The organism is Streptomyces sp. NBC_00425 (assembly GCF_036030735.1).
Classification (GTDB): domain Bacteria; phylum Actinomycetota; class Actinomycetes; order Streptomycetales; family Streptomycetaceae; genus Streptomyces.
Window position 1 is genome coordinate 2030718 of the sequence record NZ_CP107928.1, and the last position, 23149, is coordinate 2053866.

A 23149-nucleotide genomic window follows, 5' to 3' on the forward strand; every position below is an offset into this window, starting at 1 on the left:
GATATCGCCCAGGGCCGGGCCTTCACCGCGGTCGGCATAGGGTCACAGGCATGACGTGGCTGATCACCGGCGGAGCCGGATACATTGGGGCCCACGTGGCGCGCGCCGTCACGGGGGCCGGGGAAAGGGTCGTCGTGCTGGACGACCTCTCGTCCGGCGTCACCGCCCGGCTCGGGGCGGACGTCCCGCTGGTCAGAGGCTCGGCGCTCGACGGCGACCTGCTCAGGAAGACCCTCGCGGAGCACGCCGTGACCGGTGTCGTGCACCTGGCCGCGCACAAGCAGGTCGGGGAGTCGGTGGCGCAGCCCACCCGCTACTACCGGGACAACGTGGGCGGTCTCGCCACGCTGCTCGAGGCGGTCGCCGAGGCCGGGATCCGGCGGTTCCTGTTCTCCTCCTCCGCGGCCGTCTACGGCAATCCCGATGTGGACCTCATCACCGAGGACACCCCGTGCGCGCCGGTGAACCCGTACGGCGAGACCAAGCTCGCCGGAGAGTGGCTGGTGCGGGCGGCGGGACAGGCGCACGGCATCGCGACGACGTGCCTGCGCTACTTCAACGTGGCCGGGGCGGCGGCGCCCGAGCTGGCCGACACCGGGATCTTCAACGTCGTCCCGATGGTCTTCGACCGGCTCACCCGCGGCGAGGCCCCGCGGATCTTCGGCGACGACTACCCGACGGCGGACGGGACCTGCGTGCGGGACTACATCCACGTGGCGGACCTGGCCGAGGCCCATCTCGCGGCGGCCCGGCGGCTCGGCGCGCCGGACGCGACGGGCGACCTGACGGTCAACATCGGCCGGGGCGAGGGCGTCTCGGTGCGCGAGCTGGTCACCCTGATCGGCGAGGTCACCGGCGACGCCCGCCCGGCCGTCGTCGAGGGGCGCAGGCCCGGGGACGCGCCGCGCGCGGTGGCCGCGGCGCAACTGGCGGCCCGGGAACTGGGCTGGACGGCCCGGCGCGGGGTACGGGAGATGGTCGAGTCGGCTTGGCAGGGCTGGCGGCTGCACCGCCCCTGACAGTGGGTGTGGAGCTGCCCTGACCTGCGCTTCGTTTCCGCAGGTCAGGGCACATGACAACGGTGTTCAGTGCCGCGTTGCCGGATACCCCCCACCCGTAGTTGACTGTGAGCCCGGGCAGCACACGTACGGACCACGGGAAGGCTGTATCCATGGGGGCTGGGCACGATCACGGCCACACGCACGCGCACGTGCCGCCCACCGGCACGGCCGCGGCGGCGTACCGCGGCAGGCTGCGCGGCGCTCTGGCGATCACGCTCGGCGTGATGGTGGTGGAGATCGTCGGCGGAGTGCTGGCGGACTCCCTGGCGCTGGTCGCGGACGCGGCGCACATGGCGACGGACGCGCTGGGTCTGGGCATGGCGCTGCTCGCCATCCACTTCGCGGGCCGGCCGCCGAGCGCGAACCGCACCTTCGGGCTCGCCCGCGCCGAGATCCTGGCCGCCCTCGCCAACTGTCTGCTGCTGCTCGGGGTGGGCGGTTACGTCCTGTACGAGGCGGTCCAGCGGTTCTTCTCGCCGGCCGCCACCGAGGGCGGGCTGATGATCTGGTTCGGCGCGATCGGCCTGGCGGCGAACATGGTCTCGCTGACCCTGCTGATGCGCGGCCAGGCGGAGAGCCTGAACGTGCGCGGGGCGTTCCTCGAGGTGGCCGCCGACGCGCTGGGCTCGGTGGCGGTGCTGATCTCGGCGGTGGTGATCCTGACCACCGGCTGGCAGACCGCCGACCCGATCGCCTCGCTGGTCATCGGCCTGATGATCGTGCCGCGGACCGTGAAGCTGCTGCGCGAGACGCTCGACGTGCTGCTGGAGTCGGCCCCCAAGGACGTCGACATGGCCGAGGTGCGGTCCCACATCCTCGCCCTGGACGGGGTGGAGGACGTGCACGATCTGCACGCCTGGACGATCACCTCCGGCATGCCGGTGCTGTCGGCGCACGTGGTGGTGAGCTCGGAGGCGCTGAACGCGATCGGCCACGAGAAGATGCTGCACGAGCTCCAGGGGTGTCTGGGCGACCACTTCGACGTGGAGCACTGCACCTTCCAGCTGGAGCCGAGCGGGCACGCCGAACACGAGGCGCGGCTCTGCCACTGAGCGCCCGTTCGGCACACCAGCGGATACGCACAGACGTTCGATACGGTTCCATGGACCCGCCGCCGGGCAAGATCGCCTTCGAGTCCCCCGCCGCGCCGAACGGGACACGCGCGCGGGACATGCGCGCTTTCCCGCGAAGGGCCGGGAGCGCCGGGCGAGTGCGGCAGACTGGGACGCGAGGACCGATGCTAAGGATGGGTATGCCGATCACACCTGCCACCGCGACACACGACTCGTCGAACGGGATCGCCGAAGCGATCTTGCTGGAGCTGGTCGACGAGAACGGCGTCACGATCGGCACCGCGGAGAAGCTCGCCGCCCACCAGCCGCCCGGGCAGCTGCACCGCGCGTTCTCCGTGTTCCTCTTCGACGAGCGGGGCCGGCTGCTGATCCAGCAGCGCGCGCTCGGCAAGTACCACTCCCCCGGCGTGTGGTCCAACACCTGCTGCGGCCACCCCTACCCGAACGAGGCGCCGTTCGCGGCGGCCGCCCGGCGCACCCACGAGGAGCTGGGCGTCTCCCCGTCGCTGCTCGCCGAGGCGGGCACGGTCCGCTACAACCACCCGGACCCGGACTCGGGCCTGGTGGAGCAGGAGTACAACCACCTGTTCGTCGGTCTGGTGCAGTCCCCGCTGCGGCCGGAGGCGGACGAGGTCGGCGACACGGCCTTCGTGACGCCCGCCGAGCTGGCGGAACGGCACGCGAAGGAGCCGTTCTCCTCCTGGTTCATGACCGTGCTGGACGCGGCACGGCCCGCGGTCCGCGAGTTGACGGGCCCCTCGGCGGGCTGGTGAGCATCAGCGCGTGCGCTCGGGCTTGAGCGGCACGGCGGCCCAGATCACCTTGCCGCCGCCGGCCGTGTGCTCGACGTCGCACACCCCGCCCGCCTCCCTGGCGATCTCCCGCACCAGGAGCAGTCCCCGGCCGCCGGTGCGGCCGTGATCGGCCTCCAGGGCGGTCGGGCGGTAGGGGTGGGCGTCCTCCACGGCGACCCGCACCCACTCGGCTCCGACGGCGACCTCCACCGCCAGCTCGGGTGACAGCAGGGCCGCGTGCCGCACGGCGTTGGTCACCAGCTCGGAGACGATCAGCAGGAGCCCCTGGGCCAGGTCGTCGGAGAGCGGCACACCCTGGCGGTACAGCAGGTCCCGCACCGCGTGCCGGGCCTGCGGGACCGAGGCGTCCACGGCGGAGGCGGTGAACCGCCAGACGCCTTCGTAGGGCAGCGGGCGCGGCACGGACTCCGCGGGGGGCTCGGGAAGTGCGCCTGGTCCGCCCTCTGGGCGTGGGTCGGGCCCGCGCCCGTGATCGTCCATCGTCCGGTCGCCGCCCTCGCGCTCGATTGTCACCACATCCGGAATGTTGGCAACGAGGCGGTCCTCCTCGGATGACTGAACAGAAGTCAGCGGTTATCGAGCGTTTTCGACCGCATCCGGGAGACCCGGGCGGCCGCAGGACCGTTTCTTTCGCATTCACGTCGCCTTCGCGCCCTCTTCGGGCCGTACGGGTCCGGCGGCGACGCTCTTCCCGTTCTGACTCCTTTTGCCGCCGTCACCGCCGGCGTCGCCGTGGTCGCCCCCGTCGGCCCACCCGATCACGGAACGAGCCGGGTGGCTAGCATCCGGGGCATGGAGCCCGAACTGCTGCACGGCGTCACGGACGCGGTCGCCACCGTCGTCCTGCACCACCCCGCGAAGCGCAACGCCATGACGGCCGCGATGTGGGCGGGGCTGCCCCCGCTGCTGGACGCCCTGGCCGCCGACCCCGCCGTACGGGCACTGGTGCTGACGGGTGCGGGCGGCACCTTCTGCGCGGGCGCCGACATCTCCACCCTGCAGGGCTCACCGGACGAGGCGCAGGCGCTGGCCGTGCGGGCCGAGGAGGCCCTGGCGGCGTTCCCGAAGCCCACGCTGGCCGCCGTGCGGGGCCACTGCGTCGGCGGCGGCGCCCAGCTCGCCGCCGCCTGCGACCTGCGGTTCGCCGAGGAGGGCGCGCTGTTCGGGGTGACACCGGCCCGGCTCGGGATCGTCTACCCGTCCTCCGCGACCCGGCGGCTGGTGTCCCTGGTGGGGCCCGCCACCGCCAAGTACCTGCTTTTCTCCGGCGAGTTGATCGACGCAGGGCGGGCGCTGCGCACCGGGCTGGTCGACGAGGTGCTCCCCGCGGACGCGCTCGACGGGCGGGTCGCCGAGTTCACCCGCCTGCTGGCGTCGCGCTCGCAGCTGACCCAGGCCGCCGCCAAGGAGTTCGCGAACGGACGCACCGACCGCGACGCCCACTGGAGCGCGCAGGCGCGCGGCAGCGGCGACACCGCGGAAGGCGTCGCCGCGTTCCTTCAGCGCCGGGAGCCGCACTTCACGTGGAGCACGTCGGGATGAGACGGCCCCGTGGCCCGATGGCCGCGCCCTGATCCCCGATTGTCGGCGCCACCTGCCACAATTGCCGCGCAACCTCAGTGGAGAAGGCGGTACGGGATCGTGACGACACCCGGGTCCATCGAAGCAGGATCCATCGAAGGCAGGATCGCCGAAGAGCTCGGCGTACGGGAGCGGCAGGTCAAGGCCGCCGTGGAGCTGCTCGACGGCGGCTCGACGGTGCCCTTCATCGCTCGCTACCGCAAGGAAGCGACCGAGATGCTCGACGACGCGCAGCTGCGCACGCTCGAGGAGCGGCTGCGCTATCTGCGGGAGCTGGAGGAGCGGCGGTCGGCGGTCCTGGAATCGGTGCGCGAGCAGGGCAAGCTCACCGACGCCCTCGAGGCGCAGATCCGCGACGCGCAGACCAAGGCGCGCCTCGAGGACATCTATCTCCCGTTCAAGCCCAAGCGGCGCACCAAGGCGCAGATCGCGCGCGAGGCGGGCCTCGAGCCGCTCGCCGAGGGCCTGCTCGGGGACGCCTCGGTCGACCCGCTCGCGGCCGCCGCCGCGTTCGTGGACGCCGACAAGGGCGTCGCCGACCCGCAGGCCGCGCTGGACGGCGCGCGGGCGATCCTCACCGAGCGGTTCTCGGAGGACGCCGACCTGATCGGCGAGCTGCGCGAACGCATGTGGGCGCGCGGGCGGCTGGCGGCCAGGGTGCGCGAGGGCAAGGAGGAGGCGGGCGCGAAGTTCGCCGACTACTTCGACTTCGCCGAGCCGTTCACCGCGCTGCCCTCGCACCGGATCCTGGCGATGCTGCGCGGCGAGAAGGAGGACGTCCTCGACCTCGTCCTGGAGCCGGAGGAGCCCTCCGAGCAGCCCGGCCCCTCCTCGTACGAGCCCATCATCGCCTCGAGGTTCAAGATCGCCGAGCGCGGTCGCCCCGGCGACAAGTGGCTGAGCGACACGGTCCGCTGGGCGTGGCGCACCCGCATCCTGGTCCACCTCGGCATCGACCTGCGGCTGCGGCTGCGCACGGCCGCCGAGGACGAGGCCGTGAACGTCTTCGCCGCCAACCTCCGCGACCTGCTGCTCGCCGCCCCGGCCGGCACGCGCGCGACGCTGGGCCTGGACCCCGGCTTCCGTACGGGCGTGAAGGTCGCCGTCGTCGACGCGACCGGCAAGGTCGTCGCGACGGACGTGATCTACCCGCACGTCCCGGCGAACAAGTGGGACGAGGCGATCGCCCGGCTCGCGCGGCTGGCCAGGGAGCACGCCGTCGACCTGGTCGCCATCGGCAACGGCACCGCGTCCCGCGAGACCGACAAGCTGGCCGGCGAACTCATCACGAAGCACCCGGAACTGCAGCTCACCAAGGTGATGGTGTCCGAGGCGGGCGCCTCCGTGTACTCGGCCTCGGCCTTCGCCTCCCAGGAGCTGCCCGACATGGACGTGTCGCTGCGCGGCGCCGTGTCGATCGCCCGCCGGCTCCAGGACCCGCTGGCCGAGCTGGTGAAGATCGACCCCAAGTCGATCGGCGTCGGCCAGTACCAGCACGACCTGTCCGAGGTGAAGCTGTCGCGCTCGCTGGACGCGGTGGTGGAGGACTGCGTGAACGGCGTCGGCGTGGACGTCAACACCGCCTCGGCGCCGCTTCTCTCGCGGGTGTCCGGCATCTCCTCCGGTCTCGCCGAGAACATCGTGGCGCACCGGGACGCCAACGGGCCCTTCACCTCCCGCTCCGAGCTGAAGAAGGTGGCCCGGCTCGGCCCGAAGGCCTACGAGCAGTGCGCGGGCTTCCTGCGCATCCGCGGCGGCTCCGACCCGCTGGACTCCTCCAGCGTGCACCCCGAGGCGTACCCGGTGGTGCGGCGCATGGTGAAGACCTCCGGTCAGGAGGTGGCGTCCCTCATCGGCAACACGGGTGTGCTGCGCTCGCTGCGGCCGACGGACTTCGTGGACGAGACGTTCGGACTGCCGACCGTCACCGACATCCTCAGGGAGCTGGAGAAGCCCGGGCGCGACCCGCGGCCCGCGTTCAAGACGGCGACCTTCAAGGACGGCGTGGAGAAGATCTCCGACCTGACCTCCGGGATGGTCCTGGAGGGCGTGGTGACGAACGTGGCGGCCTTCGGGGCGTTCATCGACGTCGGCGTCCACCAGGACGGACTGGCCCACGTCTCCGCGCTGTCGAAGACGTTCGTCAAGGACCCCCGGGACGTCGTCAAGCCCGGCGACATCGTCAAGGTGAAGGTGCTCGACGTCGACATCCCGCGCAAGCGGATCTCGCTGACGCTCCGGCTCGACGACGAGGCGGCCCCGCAGGGGGGTCAGGGGCAGTCCTCCGGCGGGGGCCGTTCGCAGCGCGGCGGCGGGCGACCGCCGCAGCAGCGGCAGCAGGGCGGGCAGCGTGGCGGAGGTGGCGGTGGCGGCGGCGGTTCGCGCCAGGCGCCGCCGCCGGCCAACAGCGCGATGGCCGACGCTCTGCGCCGAGCGGGCCTGGCGGACCCGAAGAAGGGCACGCGCTGACGGGGAGCTGAACGAGCGGTCCGGGACCGCGGGCGCACGCGCCGGGGCCCGGACCGCTCGTAAAGTCGCGGCATGGATGCTTCCCGGGTCCTCAGCTGGAGCGTGTCGGCGAGCGGCGGCTACGAGACCGCGTGGACCGAGGAGCGCGACGGCGCGCTCCGGGCCCGCGGGCGGGCGGTCGGCACGACGCCGGAGCCGTACTGGGTGTCCTACGAGCTCGACGCGGCCGACGGATTCGTGACCCGCCGGCTGCGGGTCACGGTCGAGACCGCCGCGCGCACGCGCTCCCTCGACCTGCGGCACGACGGACGGGGCGGCTGGACGGCCGACGGGGAACGCCTGCCCGGCTTCGAGGAGGCCCTCGACTGCGACCTGGGCCTGTGCCCGCTCACCAACACCATGCCGGTGCTGCGGCACGGGCTGCACCGACAGGCGGGCGAGCGCCGGTTCCTGATGGCCTGGGTCTCGGTGCCCGCGCTGACCGTGCGGCCGTCGTGGCAGACGTACACGCATCTCGGGGCGGGCGGGGGCGGCGGCGCGATGGTCCGCTTCGCCTCGGGAAGCTTCCGCAGCGACGTCGTCTTCGACCCGGACGGGTACGTCCTGGACTACCCGGGGCTCGCCACCCGACTGGGGTGAACGGACCTCCCCGCGGCTACCGCTCCGTCACCTTGCCGTTCGCGACCTCCAGGCGGCGCGTGACATGGACCGCGTCCAGCATGCGGCGGTCGTGGGTGACGAGGAGGAGGGTGCCCTCGTAGGCGTCGAGGGCCGACTCCAGCTGTTCGATGGCCGGCAGGTCGAGGTGGTTGGTCGGCTCGTCGAGGACCAGGAGGTTGACGCCCCGCCCCTGGAGCAGTGCGAGAGCGGCACGGGTGCGCTCGCCGGGCGACAGGCTGGCCGCCGGGCGCATGACGTGGTCCGACTTCAGGCCGAACTTGGCCAGCAGGGTGCGGACCTCGACCGGCTCGGTGTCGGGGACGGCGGCGCGGAAGGCCTCCAGCAGCGCCTGTGCGCCGTGGAACAGCGCCCGCGCCTGGTCGACCTCGCCGACCAGGACGCCCGAGCCCAGGGCCGCGTGTCCGGCGTCCAGCGGGACCCGTCCGAGCAGCGCCCCGAGGAGGGTGGACTTGCCCGCGCCGTTCGCGCCGGTCACCGCGACCCGGTCGGCCCAGTCGATCTGCAGCGTCGCCGGACCGAACGTGAAGCCGCCGCGGCGCACCTCCGCGTCGCGCAGGGAGGCGACCACCGCGCCGGAGCGCGGGGCGGCCGCGATCTCCATGCGCAGCTCCCACTCCTTGCGCGGCTCCTCGACGACCTCCAGGCGCTCGATCATGCGCTGGGTCTGCCGCGCCTTGGCGGCCTGCTTCTCGCTGGCCTCGCTGCGGAACTTGCGGCCGATCTTGTCGTTGTCGTTGGCCGCCTTGCGGCGCGCGTTCTTCACGCCCTTGTCCATCCAGGAGCGCTGGGTCTGCGCCCGGTCCTGGAGGGCGGCCTTCTTGTCGGCGTACTCCTCGAAGTCGTCGCGCGCGTGCCGGCGGGCCACGTCCCGCTCCTCCAGGTAGGCGTCGTAGCCGCCTCCGTAGAGGTTGATCTGCTGCTGTGCCAGGTCCAGTTCGAGGACCTTGGTGACCGTGCGGGTGAGGAACTCGCGGTCGTGGCTGACGACGACCGTGCCGGCGCGCAGACCGCTCACGAAGCGTTCGAGGCGCTCCAGCCCGTCCAGGTCGAGGTCGTTGGTCGGCTCGTCGAGCAGGAAGACGTCGTAGCGGGACAGGAGGAGGGAGGCGAGGCCGGCGCGGGCGGCCTGGCCGCCGGACAGGGAGGTCATCGGCTGGTCGAGGTCCACGCCGAGCCCCAGCGAGTCGGCGACCTCCTCGGCGCGCTCGTCGAGGTCGGCGCCGCCGAGGTCGAGCCAGCGTTCCAGGCTCGTCGCGTAGGCGTCGTCCGCGCCGGGCGCCCCGTCGACCAGGGCCTGGGTCGCCTCGTCCATCGTGCGCTGCGCCTCGGCGACGCCGGTGCGGCGGGCGAGGAACTCGCGGACGCTCTCCCCGGGGCGGCGCTCCGGTTCCTGGGGAAGATGGCCGACGGTCGCGGTCGGCGGGGAGAGCCTGAGCTCGCCCTGCTCGGGCGCGGTGAGCCCGGCGAGCAGCTTCAGCAGGGTGGACTTGCCCGCGCCGTTGGCGCCGACCAGCCCGATCACGTCCCCGGGGGCGACCACGAGGTCGAGCCCGGAGAAGAGGGAGCGGTCGCCGTGCCCGGCGGCGAGGTTCTTGGCGACGAGAGTGGCAGTCATCAGACAGCAGATCCTAGTGCGCGTGCGACGGCCGGGACGCCGGGGTCCGTCCGGTCGCCGAAGCGGGGCGCGGTCGGTTAGCGTCCGGGCGTGGACACTCGGGTGAGCGGCGAGATCGTCGTGGTCGGCGGCGGGGTCGTCGGGCTGGCGACGGCGGTGGTCCTCGCCGAGCGGGGCCGTCGGGTGCGGGTGTGGTCGCGGGACCCCGTGGAGCGGACCACCTCGGCCGTCGCCGGCGCGCTGTGGTGGCCGTACCGCATCGAGCCGATGGCGTCGGCGCGCGCGTGGGCGCTGCGCTCGCTGGAGGTGTACCAGGAGCTGGCCGGGCGTCCCGGGGAGAGCGGGGTGCGGCTGGTCGAGGGGGCCATGAGCCCGGCGGACCCGGCGAACGTCGAGGCCTGGGCGGCGGGCCGGCTGTCCGTGCTGCGGCGGGCCACCGTCCGGGAGCACCCGGCCGGGAACGCCCTGTGGGCGCGGCTGCCGCTCATCGACATGGCGGCTCACCTTCCGTGGCTGCGGGAGCGGCTGCTGCGGGCGGGCGGCACGGTCGAGGAGCGGGTCGTGTCCGATCTGACGGCTGTGGACGCGCCGATCGTCGTCAACTGCACCGGCCTCGGCGCCCGTGACCTGGTCGCGGACCGTACGGTGCGGCCGGTGCGCGGGCAGCTGGTCGTCGTGGAGAACCCGGGGCTGCGGACCTGGCTGGTCTCCACCGCCCCGGACGGGAAGATGGCCTACCTCTTCCCGCAGCCGGGGCGGCTGCTGCTGGGCGGCACGGCCGAGGACGGCGTGTGGTCCCTGGAGCCGGATCCGGCTCAGGCGGAGGCGATCGTGCGGCGGTGCGCCGCGCTGCGGCCCGAGGTGGCGGGGGCGCGGATCCTGGAGCACCGGGTGGGCCTGCGGCCTGCCCGGCCTGCGGTACGGCTGGAGCGGCGGACGCTGCCCGACGGCCGTGCGGTGATCCACAACTACGGCCACGGCGGCGCCGGCGTGACCGTCGCCTGGGGGTGCGCGGAGGAGGCGGCCGCACTGGCCGCCTCCTCCTGACCGGTCACGGAAGCCGACGCGCGTTGCCCGGCCGGCCGGGCACGGGATCCGGAGCGCGCTTCGGCCTGTCGGTCACGGGATCCGGAAGGCGTTCCTCGGCGCGCCGGCCCCGGCCGGCGGAGCCGTGTGCGGTGCGCGGTGCGCGGTGCCGGCCGCCGGTGATCCGGCCGTCGCTGCGGCGAACGCCTTCGCGCCGCCCACGACGGGGACCCGGGCCGAGGTGCGGGCCAGGTCCAGGGTGAGGGTCGGCCGGTCGGCGGGCGGGTCGATGAGGTCCTTGTCGGTTCCCGCGACGATCAGTGCGAGGCGGTGGCCGGCCGGTACGACGTGGTCGGTGGCCGCGAGGTCCAGGGTGATGGTGTACGCCCGGCCCGGGGTCAGCGGCACGCCCTTGCCGGGGTCGGCGAAGGTCCCGAGGTCGGCCCAGCCCCGGCTGACGACCGTGGCGCCGACGGCGGCCGTCGCCGCCTTCGTCTCCTTGAAGCAGGCGCTGTCGCCCGCGGTGCTCGCGCCCCAGCAGGTGCGGGCGGCGAGGGTGGTGATCCCCTCGCCTGCCGCCGCGTAGTCGCGGATCGTGTCGGGGCCGAGATCGACGAGGACGGCGCTCAGGTGGGCCGTCGCCGTGCTGGGCGTGGCGGTGACGGTGACCTTCGAGGAGCCGGCCAGCCGCAGGTCGCGGGTGAGGGCGCCGGTCACGAAGCCCGCCTTGTCGGGCGTCGGGGTGTCGATCTGCGCGGCCCAGTCGCTCTCGTCGTGCTGCGGGTCGTCGGTGAAGGCTGCGGCCCCGGTGCTCCTGCGCAGGCCGAGCTTCCCGACGCCCGGGCGCTCGCCGGCGGCCGGGCGCAGGGTCGCGGGCTGCGTGCCGCGCGGCGGCCAGGACGTCGAGGTGACCCACTGGTCGGGGTGGCGTTCGACGTCGGCCATGGGCTCGCGGTCGATGCCGTTGTCGTAGCCGAGGAGTTCGTGGTCGAACCAGCGGTGCAGGGTGTCGACCCAGGCGGCGCGACGGAAGTCGAAGGGGTCGACGTGGCCGGTCTGGGAGAGCCAGATCTTGCGGTGCACGCCGTTCTTCGCCAGGGCGTCCCACCACTGGCCGAGGTGCTTGGTGCGGACGTTGAGGTCCTGCATGCCGTGCACGAGGAAGACGCTGGCCTTCACCTTGTGCGCGTCCTTGACGTAGTCGCGCGCGGTCCACAGCGGCGTCCGGTCGCCGGTGCGCGGGGCCTCGTCGACGAGCCGGCGCTGGACGGCGGTGCACCGGCCGCGGGCGTCGGGACTGCTGACGTAGTCCGCGAGGGCGTCGGGGCCGGAGTCGTAGAGGGGCGCGCCCTGGGCGAAGTAGTAGTCGTACCAGGAGGAGATGGCGGCGATGGGGACGATCGTCCTCAGCCCCCGCACGCCGGTCGCGGCGACGGCGTTGGCGATGGTGCCGTCCCAGCTCTTGCCGATCATGCCCGTTCGGCCGTTGGTCCAGCTCGCCTTGACGGTCGTGTCGCCGGTGCGGCTGGTGTAGCCCTTGGCGCGGCCGCCCAGCCAGTCGACGACCGCCTTCGCGGACTGCACCTCGCCGCGGCCGCCGACGTCCTCGCAGCCGTCGGAGCGGTTGGTTCCGGCCAGGTCGACGCCGACGAAGGCGTAGCCCCGCGGCACGAAGTAGTTGTCGTAGAACAGCGGCATCCGGACGACGCGGCCCTCGGCGTCGTAGGTCTTGCGCTGGCTCTCGTTGCCGCGTCCGCAGCAGGAGTAGTAGGGGCTGGCGTCCATGATGACGGGCACTTTGCGGCCCTGCGCGGCGGGTTCGCGCGGCCGGACGACGTCGACGGCGACGCGGTCGGTCCGGCCGTCGCCGTCGGCGTCGAGTCCGGTGTCGACCCAGACGGCCTCGCGGACGGCGTTCTCGTAGGAGTAGACGGGTCGGCTCTCCCGGGGCGCGCCGTGGGCCGCGGCAGGGGTGAGGAAGGCGGCCACCAGGAGGGTGACGGCGGCGGTGGCGAGCGGTCTCCAGGTCGTGAAGCGCATGCGTGTCCACATGCGCGGGACGGTACCCGTGTCAACTCCCGTGCAGAAGAGGGCAGATGAGGCGACGGCGAACGGTGAGCCGGGAGCGCGGGCCGGCGCCGGCCGGGACCGGGCCGGCCACGTCGGACGGCTCGTGACGGCCGAATGGCGATCGTGTGACGGGAGCGGTGTCGGGCAGGTCCTGAGGCACAGGGAGTCCATAGGCTCCGAACAGACTGCGCTCCTCTACGACTTGGAGTTCACGTGCACCGCAGATTCACCGCGCCCGGCGCGCTCGCCGCCGCCTCCGTCCTGCTGGCGATCCCGGCGTCGGCCGCGAGCGGCTCCCCCGGCGCACCGGGCATCGGCGACCCCTACTATCCGGCGTACGGCAACGGCGGCTACGACGTCTCCCACTACGACCTGCGGCTGAAGTACCGGCCGGCCACGGACGAGCTCGAGGGCACGGCGACGATCCTGGCGAAGGCCACGCAGGACCTGTCGCGGTTCGACCTGGACTTCCTGCTCGACGTGAGCGAGGTGCGCGTCGACGGCGCGGCGGCGGCGTTCGCGGCCTCGGGCGAGCACGAGCTGGAGATCACGCCGAGGAAGCCGCTGACCGAGGGGGCGCAGGTCACGATCGTGGTCCGCTACCGCGGCGTGCCGTCCTCGAAGCAGGCGTACGGCTTCACCAGCTGGCACCGCACCCCGGACGGCGGGGTCGGCGCCAACGAGCCCGAGGCGGCCTGGTGGTGGTTCCCGAGCAACGACCACCCGCTCGACAAGGCCACCTACGACGTGTCCGTGCAGGTGCCCGACGGCACCCAGGCCCTCTCCAACGGCACGCTGCAGTCGACGAGTTCACGGGCCGGCTGGACGCGCTTCAACTGGCGCTCCAGCAAGCCGCAGGCGACCTACCTGGCCACGCTCGCCGTCGGAAGGTTCGACCTCACCACCGGCACGACCGAGAGCGGCGTGCCGGTGGTCAACGCCTACAGCAGGGATCTGGGCGCCGACGCGGGCGCGGCGCGGGCGAGCGTCGAGCGGACCGGGGAGATCGCCGACTGGCTGAGCGGGTACTTCGGGCCGTATCCCTTCGACGCGCTCGGCGGGTATGTGCCGAACACGAACACCGGGTACGCCCTGGAAACGCAGACCCGGCCCTTCTACAGCCCGCGGCAGTTCGCCGGCGGCTCCAACACCTCCGTCGTGGTGCACGAACTGGCCCACCAGTGGTACGGCGACTTCGTGTCCGTCGCCGGGTGGAAGGACATCTGGCTGAACGAGGGCTTCGCGCGGTACGCGCAGTGGCTGTGGTCCGAGCACGAGGACGAGGGCACGGCCCGGGAGATCGCGGACTACGTGTACGCCTCGCACCCGGCCGACGACGCCTTCTGGACGGTGAAGCCCGGCGACCCGGGTCCGGACAGGCAGTTCGACATCGCCGTGTACGACCGGGGCGCGCTGGCGGTGCAGGCCCTGCGCGACGAGATCGGCGACGACGCCTTCTTCGCCGTCCTGAAGGGGTGGCCGAGGGAGCACGCGTACGGCAACGCGACGGTCGCCGATCTCCAGCGGTACGCCGAGCGTGTCTCGGGCAGGCAGCTGGGCGCGCTGTTCGACGCCTGGCTGTTCCGGCCGGCGAAGCCGGCGGCCTCCACCACGGGGACGTCCGCCGCCGCACGGACGGCGGGGATCGCGAAGGCGGCGGCCGCCCCCGTGCAGCCGAAGTCCTGGAAGAAGATCGCGGCGACGAACGACGTCCACGAGCATTGAGCCAACCGCGGCGGGCCGCCGCTTCGCCCCGCGATGCCGGAAGTCAGCGAACTCCTGTCTGACAAGCGGAGGTTGTGGGTATCAAGCCGTGCAGGAACTGCGAAGAGAGCGGGGGACGGCCATGGCGGCTGCACGGAACGGCAACGAGGGTCTGGGCGCATGGAGAGTGGTGCCGCTGATCGGGGCGGTGGTGATGGCCGTCGGCCTCATCGGCAGCGTGCCCGTGCTGACCCTGGTGGGCGCGGTCGTCGCCCTCGTCGGGGTGATCGGCCTGTCCGCTGCGAGACGTAAGCAGAACTGACCTCGCCCGGGCCGCCCGGCCCGCCTGAGCCCGCCGGGCCTCCGGTCAGCGGGCGCCCGCCCGCGCCAGCAGCTCGGCGCGGGGCAGGGCGGCGCTCTCCGTGGCCGGCACCGTGCACGCGTACGCCCCCGCCAGTGCCCCGAACTCGGCGCACCGGCGGGGCGTTTCGCCGTGGAGCCGGCCGAACAGGAAGGCGGCGGCGAAGGCGTCGCCCGCGCCGTTGGAGTCGACCACCGGTCCGGGCGGGGCGACGGCGGGGACATGTGTCAGCTCGCCGCCCGCCAGCAGATACGCTCCCTCGGCTCCGGCGGTGGCGACGACCGCTTCGGCGCGACCGCGCTCGGCGATGCGGCGCATGGTCGCCCGCGGGTCGGACAGGGCGGTCGCGGACACGAACACGACGTCCGCCTCGTGAGCGAAGGCCGCCTGGTAGGGGTTCTCGCCGTCCCAGTTGTGCAGGTCGGTGGAGATGCCGACGCCCGCCTCACGCAGGACGGGCAGCGCCTCGGCGCAGGGCTGCGTGATGGACACGTGCGCATGGCGGCTCGCCGCGGCGAGGGCGCGCAGGGTGTCCTCGGGGAAGCGGTCGTCCGCTCGCCCGCGGCTGGTGTCGTACAGCGACAGCCGCCGGCCGTCCGGGCTCACCAGGTTCACCGCGCGCTTGGTGCCGGCGGGCTGCGGGAGCGCGGTGAGGGCGATGCCGTGCTCGTCGTGCAGGGCACGGACGAGGTCGCCCTCGGGGTCGTCGCCGAGGAAGTCGAGATGGTGGGTGCGCAGGCCGAGGGCGGCGAGGCCCAGGGCCACGAAGTCACCGGTCTGGCCGGCGCGGGCGCGGATCCCGCTGTCGATCATGTAGCTGTCGGCGTACGGGAGCGGCAGCTCCGGCACGTACACGATCGTGTCCACGCCGGCTCCGCCGAGAACCAGCACGTCGATGCCGTCGACGCCGTCGCTGTGCCCGTCGGTCTGTGCGCGCATGGGCGCTACCCCTCCCCGTGGTCGTACACCGTCACCGCGACGCCCCGTCGCACGAGCCGCTCACTCACGAGCGGCTCGACGCGGGACCACTTGCCCCCGGCCAGGCCGCAGCCTATCCGCGGCATGTGCACGGACGCGTGGAGTTCCCGTGCGGGGCCGGCCAGCCGGGCCAGCGCCGCGTCGATGGCCTCGTACCGCACGGGGACGCCCTTGCTGCCCGTCCGCACGCCGCGCTGGCCGATCATGTTGGCGACCCACACGTACGGCTCCACCTGGACCAGCTGGAGGGCGCCCAGGCCGAAGTCGTTGGAGGCCCGCTCCCGGTGCCAGGCGCGGTAGGCCGCCTCCGGTTCGGGCCAGCGGCGGGACAGCGCGAGGACGAAGCCCTTCCCCCATCCCCCGATGTCGTTGCAGACATGGGCGATCACCTTCACGCCCTTCACCGACGGCACGGTGGCGTCGCCCCTGACATAAGTGATCTCCCCCATGACGCCACGGTAGGCGACGCCACTGACATCGACGCCGGTCCGCAGGCGCGCCGGTCCTCGGGATCCGCCTGTCGCTGTGCCGTCACGGGTTTCACAGCATCGGTGTGACAGCGATACTGCTGCACATGACGAGCGAGACCGAGGAGCCGGCCCTCACGGTCGACGAGCTGGCCGCGCGCGCCGGGGTCACGGTGCGCACGGTGCGCTTCTACGGCACCAAAGGGCTGCTCCCGCCGCCGGTCATCGGGCCGCGCCGGGTGGGGCGTTACGGCGCCGGGCACCTCGCGCGCCTGGCGCTGATCGAGGAGCTGCGCGGGCAGGGGCTGACGCTGGCCGCGATCGAGCGCTATCTGGACCGACTGCCGCCCGGTCTCGACGCCCACGACCTCGCCGTGCACCGGGCCGTGGTGGCTTCCTGGGCGCCGGACGCGGTGGAGACGGTGACCCGGGAGGAGCTGCAGCGGCGGGCGGGGCGGACGCTCGGCGAGGAGGACCTGGACCGGCTCGTCGCGATGGACGTCGTACACCGCGACGACGACGGGTACGCGGTCGACCCCGGCCTGCTGCGGCTGGGCGTCCGGCTGCTGGACGTGCCGTTGTCGCCGGAGTCGATCCGCGCGGCGCGCACCGTCCTGCTCGACCATGCGCGCGCGGCGGCCCACGAGCTGTCGCGGCTGCTGCGCGAGGAGGTGCCGGAGCGTGACGCGCAGGCGGTGCGGTCGCTGTCGGCGCACATGCAGCCGCTGGTCGTCCAGGCGCTGCTGACGGCCTTCCAGCGCTCGCTCACGGAGGAGCTGCGGGAGTGGCTCGGGGAGCCGCCGGCGGACGGCTCCCCGTGACGGTCCGGGCGCTCAGCGCGCGTCCGTGAAGGTCTCCCCCCGTTGCGCCTTCTCCACCAGCAGGGCGGGCGGGGTGAAACGGTCGCCGTAGCGTGCGGCGAGTTCACGCGCGCGGGCCACGAAGCCGGGAAGCCCGCCGTCGTAGCCGTTGATGTACTGGAGCACTCCGCCGGTCCAGCCGGGGAAGCCGATCCCGAAGAGGGAGCCGATGTTGGCGTCGGCCACGGAGGTCAGGACGCCCTCCTCCACGAGCCTGACGGTGTCGAGGGCCTCGGAGAAGAGCATGCGCTCCTGCATGTCCTCGAAGGGGATCTCGGCGCCCGCGCGGGTGAAGTGCTCGCGCAGACCCGGCCACAGGCCGGTCCGCCTGCCGTCCTCCCCGTACTCGTAGAAGCCGGCGCCGCCGCTGCGCCCCGTGCGGCCGAACTCGTCGACCATGCGGTCGATGACGGCCTCGGCGGGGTGGCCGGGCCAGGTGCCGCCGGCCTCCTCCACGGCCCGCTTCGACTCACCCCGGATCTTGCGCGGCAGGGTGAGCGTCAGCTCGTCCATCAGGGAGAGCACCTTGGCGGGGTAGCCGGCCTGCGCGGCCGCCTGTTCCACGGAGGCGGGCTCGATGCCCTCGCCGACCATGGCGACGCCCTCGTTGATGAAGTGGCCGATCACCCGGGAGGTGAAGAAGCCGCGCGAGTCGTTGACGACGATCGGCGTCTTGTTGATCTGCCGCACCAGGTCGAAGGCGCGCGCGAGCGCCTCGTCGCCGGTGCGCTCGCCCTTGATGATCTCGACGAGGGGCATCTTGTCGACGGGTGAGAAGAAGTGCAGCCCGATGAAGTCGGCCTGGCGCTCGACGCCTTCGGCGAGGGCGGTGATGGGCAGCGTGGAGGTGTTGGAGCACAGCAGGGCGTCGGGGGCGACGACCTGCTCGATCTCCTGGAACACCTTGTGCTTGAGGGAGGTGTCCTCGAAGACGGCCTCGATGACGGCGTCGCAGCCGGCCAGGTCGGCGGGGTCCGCGGTGGGCGTGATGCGGGCGAGGAGCGCGTCCGCCTTCTCCTTGGTCGTGCGGCCGCGGGAGACGGCCTTGGCGCACAGCTTCTCGGAGTAGGCCTTGCCCTTGACGGCGGCCTCCAGGGAGACGTCCTTCAGAACCACGTCGATGCCTGCGCGGGCGCACGCGTAGGCGATGCCGGCGCCCATCATCCCGGCGCCCAGGACGGCCGCCCTGCGCACCGGGCGGGGTGCGACGCCCTTGGGGCGGCTGAGGCCCGAGTTGACGGCCTGGAGGTCGAAGAAGAACGCCTGGATCATGTTCTTCGACGTCTGTCCGGCGGCCAGCTCGACGAAGTAGCGGGCCTCGATGACCTGTGCGGTCTCGAAGTCGACCTGGGCGCCCTCGACGGCCGCGGCGAGGATGTTGCGCGGCGCGGGGTAGGGGGCGCCGCCCGTCTCCTTGCGCAGGCTGGCCGGGAACGCGGGCAGGTTGGCGGCGAACCGGGGGTTCGACGGGGTGCCGCCCGGGATGCGGTAGCCCGGCCTGTCCCAGGGCTGCTGCGACTCGGGGTTCGCGTCGACGAAGGCGCGGGCCTTGGCGAGCAGTTCGTCGGGCGTGGTGGCGACGTCGTCGACCAGACCGTTCTCCAGGGCCCGCCGCGGGCTGTACTGGGTGCCCTTGAGGAGGACCTTCAGGAGGGCGTCGGTGATGCCCAGCAGCCGGACCGTGCGCGCGACGCCGCCGCCGCCGGGGAGCAGACCGAGGGTGACCTCGGGGCAGCCGATCTTCGATCCGGGCGCGTCGAGCGCGATGCGGTGGTGGCAGGCCAGGGCGAGTTCGTAGCCGCCGCCGAGGGCCGCGCCGTTCAGGGCGGCGACGACGGGCTTGCCGAGGGTCTCGATGCGGCGGAGGTTGCGCTTGATCTCCAGTCCGCCGTCCAGCAGCTCCTGCGCCGTGTCCGGGGTGACGCGGATGAGGTCGCGCAGGTCGCCGCCGGCGAAGAAGGTCTTCTTGGCCGAGGTGAGGATGACGCCCCGGACGGAGTCCTTCTCGGCCTCCAGGCGGTCGGCGACCGCGGCCAGGGAGGCGCGGAAGGCCGCGTTCATGGTGTTCGCGGACTGGTCGGGGTCGTCGAGGACGAGGGTGACGAGGCCGGTGCGGTCCTGTTCCCAGCGGATGGTGGTGCTCTGTGTCATGACGGGTTCTCCGTAGAGGTCTCGGGTTCCGCTGGGGTGGTCAGACGCGCTCGACGACGGTGGCGATGCCCATGCCGCCGCCGACGCAGAGGGTGGCGAGGCCGTAGCGCTTGTCCTGGCGCTCCAGTTCGTCGACGAGCGAGCCGAGGATCATCGCGCCGGTGGCGCCGAGCGGATGGCCCAGCGCGATCGCGCCGCCGTTGACGTTGACCTTGTCCAGGGACAGGCCCATGTCCCTGACGAAGCGCAGGACCACCGCGGCGAACGCCTCGTTGATCTCGACGAGGTCGATGTCGTCGATGGTCAGGCCGGCCTTCGCGAGGGCCTTGCGGGTTGCGGGCGCGGGACCGGTGAGCATGATCGTCGGCTCGGAGCCGGAGACGGCCGCGGAGACGATCCGCGCGCGCGGGGCGAGCCCGTGGCGCTCACCGGCCTCCTTGGTGCCGATGGCGACCAGGGAGGCCCCGTCGACGATGCCGGAGGAGTTGCCCGCGTGGTGGACGTGGTCGATCTTCTCCACCCAGTGGTACTTCTGCAGCGCCACGGCGTCGAACCCGCCGAGTTCGCCGATGTCGGCGAACGACGGCTTCAGCTTGGCGAGGGAGTCCGCGGTGGTGCCGGGACGGGGGTGCTCGTCGTGGTCGAGGACGACGAGTCCGCTGCGGTCCCTCACCGGGACGACGGAGCGGTCGAAGCGGCCCTCCTTCCACGCCGTCGCCGCCCGCTCCTGCGACAGGGCGGCGTACTCGTCGACGTCGCGCCGGGAGAAGCCCTCGATGGTGGCGATGAGGTCGGCGCCGATGCCCTGTGGCACGAAGTTGACGCCCAGGTTGGTCATCGGGTCGTTGAACCAGGCGCCGCCGTCCGAGGCCATCGGCACCCGGGACATCGACTCGACGCCGCCCGCGAGGACCAGGTCCTCCCAGCCCGAGCGGACCTTCATGGCGGCCAGGTTGACGGCTTCCAGACCCGAGGCGCAGAAGCGGTTCTCCTGCACGCCCGCCACGGTGTCGGGCAGCCCGGCGGCGATCGCGGCGGTGCGCGCGATGTCAGAGCCCTGGTCGCCCACGGGGCTGACCACGCCGAGCACGATGTCGTCGATCCCGGCCGGGTCCAGGCCGGGGAAGCGGTCGCGGAGTTCGTGGATGAGGCCGACGACGAGGTCGATGGGCTTCGTTCCGTGCAGGGAGCCGTTCGCCTTGCCGCGCCCGCGCGGGGTGCGGATCGCGTCGTACACGTACGCTTCGGTGCTCACTGGTGGGCCTTTCGGGAGGGTGGGCCCGGCCGGGCGGGTTCAGTCGCCCCGGGCCGGGGTGTTCGGGAGAGGCTGCTCGAGATCGGGGGCGAGCTCCGGTATGTCCCAGTCACGGGCCACCCGGTGCGTGTCGGCGCCGGGCCGTGCCGGGCCGGTGCGGACGGTCGTGGGGGTCGCGGAGAACCGCGGGGCGGGGGCGGGCTGGGTGATGCCGCCGTGGTCGACGAAGGTGCCGCGGGCCGCCAGGTGCGGGTGGTGCGGGGCCTCCCGCAGCGACAGCACCGGCGCCACGCACGCGTCGGAGCCCTCGAAGACCGCCGTCCACGCGTCGCGGGTGCGGGTGCGGAAGCGGGCGGCGACGGCCTCGCGCAGCTCTTCCCAACGCGTCCAGTCCTTGCGGGCGTCACGGAGGTCGGCGAGGCCCAGGAGGTCCACGAACGCGTCGTAGAACTGCGGCTCCAGCGCGCCGACGGCCATGTACCCGCCGTCGGCGGTCTCGTAGACGCCGTAGTACGGGCAGCCCCCGTCGAGCAGGTTGGCGCCGCGCCGGTCCTGCCAGCCGCCGGCCGCGAGCATGCCGTGGATCATCGCGGAGAGGTGGGCGGCGCCGTCCACGATGGCCGCGTCGACGACCTGGCCGACGCCGCTCACGCGCGCGTGGTGCAGCGCCGCGAGGACGCCGACGACGAGGTAGAGGGAACCGCCCGCGTAGTCGCCGAGCAGGTTGGCGGGGGCCGGCGGGGGTGCGTCCGGAGGGCCGATCAGGCCCAGGGCGCCGGTGAGGGCGATGTAGGCGATGTCGTGGCCGGCGCGGTGGGCGAGCGGGCCCTCCTGGCCCCAGCCGGTCATCCGGCCGTAGACCAGTCGGGGGTTGCGGGCGTGGCAGTCCGCGGGGCCGACGCCGAGCCGCTCGGCGACACCCGGGCGGTTGCCCTCGATCAGCACGTCGGCTCGGGCGGCGAGGTCGAGGACGCGCGCGGGGCCGTCCGGCGCCTTGAGGTCCACGAGCACCGAGCGCTTGTTGCGGTTGGTGACGTCACGGGCCGGGTCGATGCCGAGGGCGGAGCCGCCGGGGCGGTCCACCCGGACCACGTCGGCGCCGAGATCGGCCAGCAGCATGCCCGCGAAGGGGCCCGGGCCGATCCCGGCGAGCTCCAGCACGCGCACGCCGGTCAGCGGGCCGTGCCCGGTCGTCCGTCCCGTCGTCATCCAGCCCCCTTGCTGTGACACAACTGATGTAACACCAGTGATGCTAGGAACGTGTCCCTGCGGACACAAGAGCAGAGCGAGCAAGCGCTTAGCCGGATCGCGGCGCGCAGGCCCGACGGTTCAGCGTGTCTCCAGCTCGGATATGAGCCGTCGGGGAGCGATCGTGCGATAGCTCTCCTCCACCCAGTCGCAGAGCAGGTCGTCCGCGGGAGCACCCTTCTCCTCCAACGGGATGCGCACCCAGCCCGACCTGCCGAGGCCGTACCCGGCGGGCTCGGCGCCGGGCGCGGCCAGTGCGTGGGCGTGCGCGGTCTCGTCCCTGAGCTTGAGGGTGACGGCCGGCGGGTGACTGCCGTCGTCGACGCCGAGGAAGACGAACACCTTCCCGTTCACCTTGGCCACGCTCTCGCCCCAGGGGAACTCCTCGGCCGCACCCGGCAGTCCGAGTGCGAACTCGCGCACTTTCTCCCATTTCCTCAGGGCATGGCGGTCCACGGTCACCTGCTGCCTCCGGGCTCGTCGTCGGCCTCCGCACTCCTCACGCTAGCCTCAGCCACCGACAGCGGCACGGGCTGCACCGCGAAGGGATGTCATGAGCAGGCTGAAAACGAGCGACCGTCCGTACGACGTCGTGCTCTTCGGGGCGACGGGCTTCGTGGGAACCCTCACCGCGGAGTACCTCGCCGTCCACGCGCCCGCGGGGCTGCGCTGGGCGATCGCCGGGCGGGACGAGCGCAAGCTGGAGCGGCTGCGCGAACGGCTCAACGTGGACATCGGGGTGCTGCGCGCCGACGTCGCGGACCCGGCGTCCCTGCGCGTGCTGGCGGAGCACGCGCGCGTGGTGGCCACGACGGTGGGCCCCTACGTGCGCTACGGCGAGGAACTGGTGGCCGCCTGCGCGGACACCGGCGCGGACTACCTCGACCTCACCGGCGAGCCGGAGTTCGTGGACCTGATGTACGTCCGGCACGACGCACGCGCGCGGGAGACGGGGGCACGGCTGATCCACGCGTGCGGCTTCGACTCCGTCCCGCACGACCTCGGCGTGTACTTCACCGTCCGGCAGCTCCCGGAGGGCGTGCCGCTGACCGTGGACGGCTTCGTGAGGGCCGACGCCTCCTTCTCGGGCGGGACCTTCGCCTCCGCGCTCGGTCAGTTCGCGCGCGGGCGGCAGATGCTGGCCGCGGCACGGGAACGGGGGCGGCACGAGCCGCGGCTGATGGGCCGCCGGGCCGTCGCACCGGTGGGCGCGCCCCGGTTCGCCGGGGAGGTCGGCGCCTGGGCGCTGCCGCTGCCGACCATCGACCCGCAGATCGTGCTCCGGTCGGCCCGGACGCTGCAGCGTTACGGCCCCGACTTCCGCTACCGCCACTACGCGGCCGTCCGGCGGCTGCCCGTCGCCGTGGGCGGCGTCGCCGCGGTCGGGACGCTCGCCGCAGCCGCCCAGGTCCCGCCCGCCCGGCGCTGGCTGTCGGACCGGCTCAAGCCCGGCGAGGGGCCGAGCGAGCAGAAGCGGGCGCGGAGCTGGTTCTCCGTCCGGTTCGTCGGCGAGGGCGGCGGCCGGCGGGTGTACACCGAGGTCGCGGGCGGCGACCCGGGCTACGACGAGACGGCGAAGATGTTCGCCGAGGCGGCGATGGCGCTGGCCTGCGACGACCTCCCGCCGACGGCCGGGCAGGTCACCACGGCGGTGGCGATGGGCGACGCGCTGACCGGGCGGTTGACCCGCGCGGGCGTCCGCTTCCGCGTCGCGGCGCGCCGCTGACCGCGGCC

20 protein-coding genes are annotated in these 23149 nt (G+C 73.3%); 11 read left to right on the forward strand and 9 right to left on the reverse strand.

Going from position 1 to position 23149, the window contains the following annotated elements; genetic code table 11:
- Positions 1-50: 50 nt before the first annotated feature.
- The 3 genes from galE to idi all read left to right on the forward strand — a co-directional run bounded on the left by galE (position 51) and on the right by idi (position 2907).
- The gene (gene galE / locus OHS82_RS08345) at positions 51-1019 is read left to right on the forward strand and encodes a UDP-glucose 4-epimerase GalE (protein WP_057582732.1); all 969 of its coding nucleotides are present in this window, start codon (positions 51-53) and stop codon (positions 1017-1019) included.
- Between the two features lie 152 nt (positions 1020-1171).
- Entirely contained in the window at positions 1172-2113 is a 942-nt protein-coding gene (locus OHS82_RS08350) for a cation diffusion facilitator family transporter (protein WP_057582733.1), read from the forward strand.
- A 200-nt stretch (positions 2114-2313) separates the two neighbouring features.
- Positions 2314-2907 (forward strand): isopentenyl-diphosphate Delta-isomerase, encoded by a 594-nt coding sequence (gene idi / locus OHS82_RS08355; RefSeq protein ID WP_057582734.1) that lies wholly within the window; start codon positions 2314-2316, stop codon positions 2905-2907.
- Between the two features lie 3 nt (positions 2908-2910).
- Here the strand turns inward: idi and OHS82_RS08360 are convergent, their stop codons facing one another.
- Positions 2911-3429, reverse strand: coding sequence for an ATP-binding protein (locus OHS82_RS08360; protein ID WP_057582824.1), 519 nt, complete (start codon positions 3427-3429; stop codon positions 2911-2913).
- 312 nt (positions 3430-3741) lie between these two features.
- On the opposite strand from OHS82_RS08360, the gene OHS82_RS08365 reads away from it, so the two are divergent.
- The 3 genes from OHS82_RS08365 to OHS82_RS08375 all read left to right on the forward strand — a co-directional run bounded on the left by OHS82_RS08365 (position 3742) and on the right by OHS82_RS08375 (position 7638).
- Positions 3742-4491, forward strand: a complete 750-nt coding sequence (locus OHS82_RS08365) for an enoyl-CoA hydratase/isomerase family protein (RefSeq protein ID WP_057582735.1) — start codon at positions 3742-3744, stop codon at positions 4489-4491.
- A 99-nt stretch (positions 4492-4590) separates the two neighbouring features.
- Positions 4591-6999 carry a Tex family protein gene (locus OHS82_RS08370; RefSeq protein ID WP_057582736.1) on the forward strand — a complete coding sequence of 803 codons (2409 nt, stop codon included), beginning with the start codon at positions 4591-4593 and terminating at the stop codon, positions 6997-6999.
- 72 nt (positions 7000-7071) lie between these two features.
- Positions 7072-7638, forward strand: a complete 567-nt coding sequence (locus OHS82_RS08375) for a putative glycolipid-binding domain-containing protein (protein WP_328433612.1) — start codon at positions 7072-7074, stop codon at positions 7636-7638.
- 16 nt (positions 7639-7654) lie between these two features.
- On the opposite strand, the gene OHS82_RS08380 is transcribed toward OHS82_RS08375, so the two are convergent.
- On the reverse strand, positions 7655-9295 hold the full coding sequence (locus OHS82_RS08380; protein WP_328433613.1) for an ABC-F family ATP-binding cassette domain-containing protein: 1641 nt from the start codon (positions 9293-9295) through the stop codon (positions 7655-7657).
- A gap of 90 nt (positions 9296-9385) precedes the next feature.
- Between OHS82_RS08380 and OHS82_RS08385 the strand changes: the two genes are divergently transcribed.
- On the forward strand, positions 9386-10342 hold the full coding sequence (locus OHS82_RS08385; RefSeq protein ID WP_328433614.1) for an FAD-dependent oxidoreductase: 957 nt from the start codon (positions 9386-9388) through the stop codon (positions 10340-10342).
- A gap of 72 nt (positions 10343-10414) precedes the next feature.
- Here OHS82_RS08385 and OHS82_RS08390 read toward each other — a convergent pair whose 3' ends face one another.
- Positions 10415-12373, reverse strand: coding sequence for a Xaa-Pro dipeptidyl-peptidase (locus OHS82_RS08390; protein ID WP_057582740.1), 1959 nt, complete (start codon positions 12371-12373; stop codon positions 10415-10417).
- Between the two features lie 231 nt (positions 12374-12604).
- On the opposite strand from OHS82_RS08390, the gene OHS82_RS08395 reads away from it, so the two are divergent.
- Together OHS82_RS08395 and OHS82_RS08400 are read left to right on the forward strand one after the other, a co-directional pair.
- A complete protein-coding gene (locus tag OHS82_RS08395) occupies positions 12605-14116 on the forward strand; it encodes a M1 family metallopeptidase (protein ID WP_057582741.1) in 1512 nt (503 codons plus the stop codon).
- 121 nt (positions 14117-14237) lie between these two features.
- Entirely contained in the window at positions 14238-14417 is a 180-nt protein-coding gene (locus OHS82_RS08400; protein ID WP_057582742.1) for a hypothetical protein, read from the forward strand.
- A gap of 45 nt (positions 14418-14462) precedes the next feature.
- Here the strand turns inward: OHS82_RS08400 and OHS82_RS08405 are convergent, their stop codons facing one another.
- Both OHS82_RS08405 and OHS82_RS08410 read right to left on the reverse strand, forming a co-directional pair.
- Complete coding sequence (locus tag OHS82_RS08405; protein ID WP_328433615.1) at positions 14463-15395, reverse strand: PfkB family carbohydrate kinase; 933 nt, start codon at positions 15393-15395, stop codon at positions 14463-14465.
- 5 nt (positions 15396-15400) lie between these two features.
- Positions 15401-15883: a macro domain-containing protein gene (locus tag OHS82_RS08410; RefSeq protein ID WP_057582744.1), complete on the reverse strand. Its 483-nt coding sequence runs from the start codon at positions 15881-15883 to the stop codon at positions 15401-15403.
- Between the two features lie 125 nt (positions 15884-16008).
- Between OHS82_RS08410 and OHS82_RS08415 the strand changes: the two genes are divergently transcribed.
- Positions 16009-16722 (forward strand): MerR family transcriptional regulator, encoded by a 714-nt coding sequence (locus OHS82_RS08415; RefSeq protein ID WP_266725389.1) that lies wholly within the window; start codon positions 16009-16011, stop codon positions 16720-16722.
- A 12-nt stretch (positions 16723-16734) separates the two neighbouring features.
- On the opposite strand, the gene OHS82_RS08420 is transcribed toward OHS82_RS08415, so the two are convergent.
- From OHS82_RS08420 to OHS82_RS08435, 4 genes are all read right to left on the reverse strand, one after another.
- Positions 16735-18912, reverse strand: a complete 2178-nt coding sequence (locus OHS82_RS08420; RefSeq protein ID WP_328433616.1) for a 3-hydroxyacyl-CoA dehydrogenase NAD-binding domain-containing protein — start codon at positions 18910-18912, stop codon at positions 16735-16737.
- Between the two features lie 40 nt (positions 18913-18952).
- A complete protein-coding gene (locus OHS82_RS08425) occupies positions 18953-20167 on the reverse strand; it encodes an acetyl-CoA C-acetyltransferase (RefSeq protein ID WP_328433617.1) in 1215 nt (404 codons plus the stop codon).
- Positions 20168-20206: 39 nt separating this feature from the next.
- The gene (locus OHS82_RS08430) at positions 20207-21376 is read right to left on the reverse strand and encodes a CaiB/BaiF CoA transferase family protein (protein ID WP_328433618.1); all 1170 of its coding nucleotides are present in this window, start codon (positions 21374-21376) and stop codon (positions 20207-20209) included.
- 120 nt (positions 21377-21496) lie between these two features.
- On the reverse strand, positions 21497-21877 hold the full coding sequence (locus OHS82_RS08435; protein ID WP_328433619.1) for an MmcQ/YjbR family DNA-binding protein: 381 nt from the start codon (positions 21875-21877) through the stop codon (positions 21497-21499).
- Between the two features lie 91 nt (positions 21878-21968).
- On the opposite strand from OHS82_RS08435, the gene OHS82_RS08440 reads away from it, so the two are divergent.
- Positions 21969-23141, forward strand: a complete 1173-nt coding sequence (locus tag OHS82_RS08440) for a saccharopine dehydrogenase family protein (protein ID WP_057582746.1) — start codon at positions 21969-21971, stop codon at positions 23139-23141.
- Positions 23142-23149: the final 8 nt, after the last annotated feature.

Coding starts and splice junctions, on each gene's coding strand:
- OHS82_RS08430 (WP_328433618.1), bottom strand. CDS start 21,376: ATGACGACGGGACGGACGACCGGGCACGGCCCGCTGACCGGCGTGCGC.
- OHS82_RS08360 (WP_057582824.1), bottom strand. CDS start 3,429: ATGGACGATCACGGGCGCGGGCCCGACCCACGCCCAGAGGGCGGACCA.
- OHS82_RS08365 (WP_057582735.1), top strand. CDS start 3,742: ATGGAGCCCGAACTGCTGCACGGCGTCACGGACGCGGTCGCCACCGTC.
- idi (WP_057582734.1), top strand. CDS start 2,314: ATGCCGATCACACCTGCCACCGCGACACACGACTCGTCGAACGGGATC.
- OHS82_RS08380 (WP_328433613.1), bottom strand. CDS start 9,295: ATGACTGCCACTCTCGTCGCCAAGAACCTCGCCGCCGGGCACGGCGAC.
- OHS82_RS08420 (WP_328433616.1), bottom strand. CDS start 18,912: ATGACACAGAGCACCACCATCCGCTGGGAACAGGACCGCACCGGCCTC.
- OHS82_RS08405 (WP_328433615.1), bottom strand. CDS start 15,395: ATGCGCGCACAGACCGACGGGCACAGCGACGGCGTCGACGGCATCGAC.
- OHS82_RS08400 (WP_057582742.1), top strand. CDS start 14,238: ATGGCGGCTGCACGGAACGGCAACGAGGGTCTGGGCGCATGGAGAGTG.
- OHS82_RS08440 (WP_057582746.1), top strand. CDS start 21,969: ATGAGCAGGCTGAAAACGAGCGACCGTCCGTACGACGTCGTGCTCTTC.
- galE (WP_057582732.1), top strand. CDS start 51: ATGACGTGGCTGATCACCGGCGGAGCCGGATACATTGGGGCCCACGTG.
- OHS82_RS08415 (WP_266725389.1), top strand. CDS start 16,009: ATGACGAGCGAGACCGAGGAGCCGGCCCTCACGGTCGACGAGCTGGCC.
- OHS82_RS08410 (WP_057582744.1), bottom strand. CDS start 15,883: ATGGGGGAGATCACTTATGTCAGGGGCGACGCCACCGTGCCGTCGGTG.
- OHS82_RS08390 (WP_057582740.1), bottom strand. CDS start 12,373: ATGTGGACACGCATGCGCTTCACGACCTGGAGACCGCTCGCCACCGCC.
- OHS82_RS08375 (WP_328433612.1), top strand. CDS start 7,072: ATGGATGCTTCCCGGGTCCTCAGCTGGAGCGTGTCGGCGAGCGGCGGC.
- OHS82_RS08350 (WP_057582733.1), top strand. CDS start 1,172: ATGGGGGCTGGGCACGATCACGGCCACACGCACGCGCACGTGCCGCCC.